The sequence below is a fragment of the Paenibacillus sp. FSL R7-269 genome (assembly GCF_000517865.1).
GTDB lineage: Bacteria > Bacillota > Bacilli > Paenibacillales > Paenibacillaceae > Paenibacillus_AQ.
On the sequence record NZ_ASPS01000130.1, the window covers coordinates 1 to 324 of the forward strand.

Here is a 324-nt window from a genome sequence, read left to right on the forward strand (position 1 = left end):
GTTTTTGCTCAATCATCGGTTTGAAATGAGCGACCTCTTTCACAAGTGTTAAATCTTCAAGTTCTTTATGCGCTGTTATTAATGTCATTGCTGCTGGGCATTCATATACTTCACGAGATTTAATACCGACAAGGCGATTTTCTACATGGTCGATACGTCCCACGCCATGTTTTCCAGCAAGTGCATTTAACGTTTTAATTAGTTCTGAGAGTGGGTATGCAGTGCCGTTTAAAGTCGTCGGTACCCCTGCTTCAAATCCGATTTCTACAAACTCTGGTTTATTCGGTGTATCTTCTAATGCCAACGTCATCTCGTATGCCGTCT

General features: G+C 41.7%; 1 pseudogene. It reads right to left on the reverse strand.

Going from position 1 to position 324, the window contains the following annotated elements:
- Positions 1-324: pseudogene (locus C162_RS32255) on the reverse strand (argininosuccinate synthase); the annotation flags it as partial.